3 protein-coding genes are annotated in these 4252 nt (G+C 73.4%); all 3 read right to left on the bottom strand.

The features are described 5' to 3' along the window. Positions 1 to 23: 23 nt before the first annotated feature. From KMS84_RS38005 to KMS84_RS37995, 3 genes are read right to left on the bottom strand one after another with little or no spacing between them, the layout of a single operon-like run. Positions 24 to 458 carry an NUDIX hydrolase gene (locus tag KMS84_RS38005; RefSeq protein ID WP_256921120.1) on the bottom strand — a complete coding sequence of 145 codons (435 nt, stop codon included), beginning with the start codon at positions 456 to 458 and terminating at the stop codon, positions 24 to 26. A 22-nt stretch (positions 459 to 480) separates the two neighbouring features. Next, positions 481 to 1827, bottom strand: coding sequence for a CHAD domain-containing protein (locus KMS84_RS38000; RefSeq protein ID WP_256921119.1), 1347 nt, complete (start codon positions 1825 to 1827; stop codon positions 481 to 483). Then, positions 1808 to 4039, bottom strand: a complete 2232-nt coding sequence (locus KMS84_RS37995; RefSeq protein ID WP_438819033.1) for an RNA degradosome polyphosphate kinase — start codon at positions 4037 to 4039, stop codon at positions 1808 to 1810. The genes KMS84_RS38000 and KMS84_RS37995 overlap by 20 nt, the downstream gene beginning before the upstream one ends. Positions 4040 to 4252: the final 213 nt, after the last annotated feature.

Raw genomic sequence — 4252 nt, 5'->3', positions numbered from 1 at the left:
CTTCCGGGGCGGGGGCGGGGGCGTCAGGCCAGGTGCAGGACGTGCAGCAGGGCGTCCAGGAGGTGACGGTCCCTCGGCTGGGTGAGCCGGTCGCGGGCGGCCGACGGGGGCAGCCAGAGGAGGCGGTCGACCTCGTCGTTCGGGGCGAAGGCGCCCGAGACGGCTTCGGCGGCCCAGTAGCGGACCTCCTTGGGCCGGCCGTTCGCCTCGTACTCGGACGTGGGCAGGCGCGCGCCGGGGACGGCACGGTGGCCCGTCTCCTCCTCGACCTCGCGCAGGGCGCCGGCGAGCGGGTCCTCGCCGCGTTTCAGCTTGCCCTTGGGGTGCGACCAGTCGTCGTACTTGGGACGGTGTACGAGACACACCTCCAGCGTGGCGTCCCCCGGGGAAAGGCGCCACAGCACACAGCCCGCAGCCCGGACGACGCCGTCGTCCTCGGGGTTTCCCGCCGTGCTCATCCGGTCCTCACCGCCCGTCCGCTCAGGGTGTGCCGATGGTCTGCTTCTGCCACGACCGCTGGAACGCATACCGTGCCGCCTCCACTTCGTGGCGCTGGTCGGCGTGGAGCACGCCGAGCGCGTACGCGGTCGCGGGGGCGATCCGGGGGGTGCGGGCCGCCTGGGCCGCGGCCGACGCCGCCTCCGAGGCGTCGCGGTGCCGGTCGAGGGCCTGGCCCGCGGCGAGCAGCCGCACGTCCAGGGGGGCGTCGCCCGGGTGGACGACCTCGCAGGCGTACCGGTGCAGTCGCAGGAGCAGGCGGACCTGGTGCCAGGGCGCGTCCTGCGGGTGCGGGGCCGGGTCCGGGGAGAGGCCGTGGATCAGGGCCTCGGCGTTGTACGGGCTGCCCGCGGTGAGGAGCGGAAGCGCGGCGACCGCGTCGGCGAGACGCTCCTGCGCCGCCTGTGCCAGGGGACGCAGGTCGGTCGTCCGGGCGGCGGGCGTGAGGGGGACCTCGCTGGCGAGGACGGCGACCTTGTCCGCGACGGCGTGGAAGCGGGAGGAGCCGAGGACCTGCAACGCGGTGGAGTGGGCTCGGGTGCGGGCGAGGGTGAGCTGACGGTCCAGCAGGGCGCCCGCCTTCGCCGCGCCCACGGTGAGGTTGCCGCGGTCCGGGGCGACCGCGGGGGCCTCGGCACGGCCGCCGCCCGCCGTCCGCCCGGCCGCTCCGGCCGTCTGCCGCGATGCCTGGGCCTGGCCTTGGGCCTGGGCCTGTGGCTGTGCCTGCGTTTGGGCCTGTGCCTGCGTCTGGATCGGTACGGGCGTGGTCGCCGTCCCCGCCGCCACCGATACCGGTACCGGTGCCGATACCTGTGCCGATACCGGTGCCGGGGTGGGCGCGGCCGGGGGTGTCGTCGCGGAGGGCGATGGCTGTGCGGGGGGCGGCGTGGGGGCCGAGCCCGACAGCCGGTTCAGCGCCAGCAGCAGCCGCTCCAGCCGGGCCCCGTACGCCTGCTCCAGCGCCAGCGTGCCCGACAGCCAGGCCAGTTCGGGCCGGATGTCCTCCGCCCACTCGGGGTCGAGGAGGGGGCGGAAGGTGTGCAGGCTGCCGTTGATGCGGCGGGCCGAGCGGCGCAGGGCGCGCACCGCGTCCACCCGGTCCTGGGGCGGCCCGCCCGCGTGGCCGGCGTCCCCCGCGCGTGGGTGCGCCCGGCCGGCGGGGGCGCCCGCGTGCGCCGAGCCGTGCGACGCGCCGCCCCCCGACTCCCGGTGCAGGCGCAGCGCGCGGAGGAACTCCGTGGCCTGGGCCCGGAGGTAGCCGGCGAGGACGTCCCCCGTCGTCGTGGGCCCGGCCGCGGGGTCGGTCAGGTCATGGTGTCGCTGTGCCACGCCGGCGCCTCCGGGCGTCTATGAGCATCTCCTGGACGTTGCGCAGGGGGCCGCCGTCCGCGTCGGTCGAGTGCCGGGTCCATTCGCCGTCCGGGCCCAGGTGCCACGAGGCGGTGCCGTCGGACATGCCGGTCTCCAGCAGCCGGTTCAGGGACGCGCGGTGGCCCGGGTCGGTGACCCTGACCAGGGCCTCGATCCGGCGGTCGAGGTTGCGGTGCATCATGTCGGCGCTGCCGATCCACACCTCGGGCTCGCCGCCGTTGCCGAAGCCGAAGACCCGGGAGTGCTCCAGGAAGCGGCCGAGGATGGAGCGGACCCGGATGTTGTCCGACAGGCCGGGCACGCCCGGGCGCACCGCGCAGATCCCGCGCACCCACACGTCGACCGGCACGCCGGCCTGCGACGCCCGGTAGAGGGAGTCGATGAGGGCCTCGTCGACGATCGAGTTCACCTTGATGCGCACATGCGCCGGCCGTCCCGCACGGTGGTGCTGGATCTCCTTGTCGATGCGCGAGATCAGTCCGTCGCGCAGCGACTTGGGGGCGACCAGGAGGCGGCGGTAGGTCTCCCGGCGGGAGTAGCCGGAGAGCCGGTTGAACAGGTCGGAGAGGTCCGCGCCGACCTGCGGGTCGGCGGTGAGCAGACCGAGGTCCTCGTAGAGCCGGGCGGTCTTCGGGTGGTAGTTGCCGGTGCCGACGTGGCAGTAGCGCCGCAGCGTGTCGCCCTCCTGGCGGACCACGAGCGACAGCTTGCAGTGCGTCTTCAGGCCGACGAGGCCGTAGACGACGTGGCAGCCGGCCTCTTCCAGCTTGCGCGCCCACTTGATGTTGGCGTGCTCGTCGAACCGGGCCTTGATCTCGACCAGGACGAGGACCTGCTTGCCGGACTCGGCGGCCTCGATGAGGGCGTCGACTATGGGCGAGTCGCCCGAGGTGCGGTACAGCGTCTGCTTGATCGCGAGGACGTCCGGGTCCGCCGCCGCCTGCTCCAGGAACGCCTGCACCGACGTCGAGAAGGAGTCGTACGGGTGGTGCAGGAGGACGTCGCGGCTGCGCAGGGCGGCGAAGATGTCCGGCGGGGACGCCGACTCGACCTCGGCCAGGTCGCGGTGCGTGCCGGCGATGAACTTCTTGTACTTCAGCTCGGGCCGGTCGAGACCGTGGATGCGGAAGAGGCCGGTGAGGTCGAGCGGGCCGGGCAGCGGGTAGACCTCGGCCTCGCTGATCTTCAGCTCGCGCACCAGCAGGTCGAGCACCTCGCGGTCGATGGACTCCTCGACCTCCAGGCGCACCGGCGGCCCGAAGCGGCGCCGCATGAGCTCCTTCTCCAGGGCCTGGAGGAGGTTCTCGGCGTCGTCCTCCTCGACCTCGAGGTCCTCGTTGCGGGTGAGCCGGAAGGCGTGGTGCTCCAGGACCTCCATGCCCGGGAAGAGCTCCTCCAGGTGGGCGCCGATGACGTCCTCGATGGGGACGTAGCGGCCGGGGGAGCTCTCCAGGAAGCGGGACAGCAGCGGCGGCACCTTGACGCGCGCGAAGTGCCGGTGGCCGCTGACCGGGTTGCGCACGACGACCGCGAGGTTCAGCGAGAGACCCGAGATGTACGGGAAGGGGTGCGCGGGGTCGACGGCGAGGGGCGTCAGGACCGGGAAGATCTGGTGCCGGAAGAGGGTGAACAGGCGCGCCTGCTCCTTCTCCGTGAGCTCGCTCCAGCGGACCAGGTGGATGCCCTCCTCCGCGAGGGCGGGGGCGATGTCCTCGTGGTAGGTCGCGGCGTGCCGGGCCATGAGCTCGCGGGAGCGGGCCCAGATCATCTCCAGCACCTCGCGCGGCTGGAGGCCGGAGGCGGAGCGGGTGGCGACGCCGGTGGCGATGCGGCGCTTCAGTCCGGCCACCCGGACCATGAAGAACTCGTCCAGGTTGCTGGCGAAGATCGCGAGGAAGTTGGCCCGCTCCAGGAGGGGCGTGTCCGGGTCCTCGGCGAGTTCCAGGACGCGTTCGTTGAACGCGAGCCAGCTGCGTTCGCGGTCGAGGAAACGACCCTGCGGGAGCTCGGGCCCGTCGTAGGGCGCCTCCTCGTAGGTGTCGAGGTCGGCGTCGATGTCGGGCTCCAGATCGGAGACGACGGCAGCCACGGTGTGCGGGCGGTGCGCGGCTATGGAGCCCACGGAGGGCTGCGCGTGCTGGACCTCGGCCTGGGTGTCTGACTGGCTCATGTACCCATTCTTCCGCGCGAACAGCGAGACAGGCGCGTCGGAACGTGCGGGCGGGATCGCGGGGGAGCCTCCGTGGGGCTGGATTCCCTCGGGAGGCGGCGAAGGCTCGGGCACGGCGGGCTTCATTCACCGAGCCTCGCAAGGTCGTCTTAACCGACGGTTACGGAGACATGGCGTGCGGGATATCGGGGGGCGGCCCACGGGGGTCGGGGC

Source organism: Streptomyces hilarionis (assembly GCF_024539675.1).
GTDB lineage: Bacteria > Actinomycetota > Actinomycetes > Streptomycetales > Streptomycetaceae > Streptomyces > Streptomyces hilarionis.
The sequence above is the reverse complement of the archived record's forward strand: the minus strand, read 5'-3'. Positions and strand labels throughout refer to the sequence as shown.

Coding starts and splice junctions, on each gene's coding strand:
- KMS84_RS38005 (WP_256921120.1), bottom strand. CDS start 458: ATGAGCACGGCGGGAAACCCCGAGGACGACGGCGTCGTCCGGGCTGCG.
- KMS84_RS37995 (WP_438819033.1), bottom strand. CDS start 4,039: ATGAGCCAGTCAGACACCCAGGCCGAGGTCCAGCACGCGCAGCCCTCC.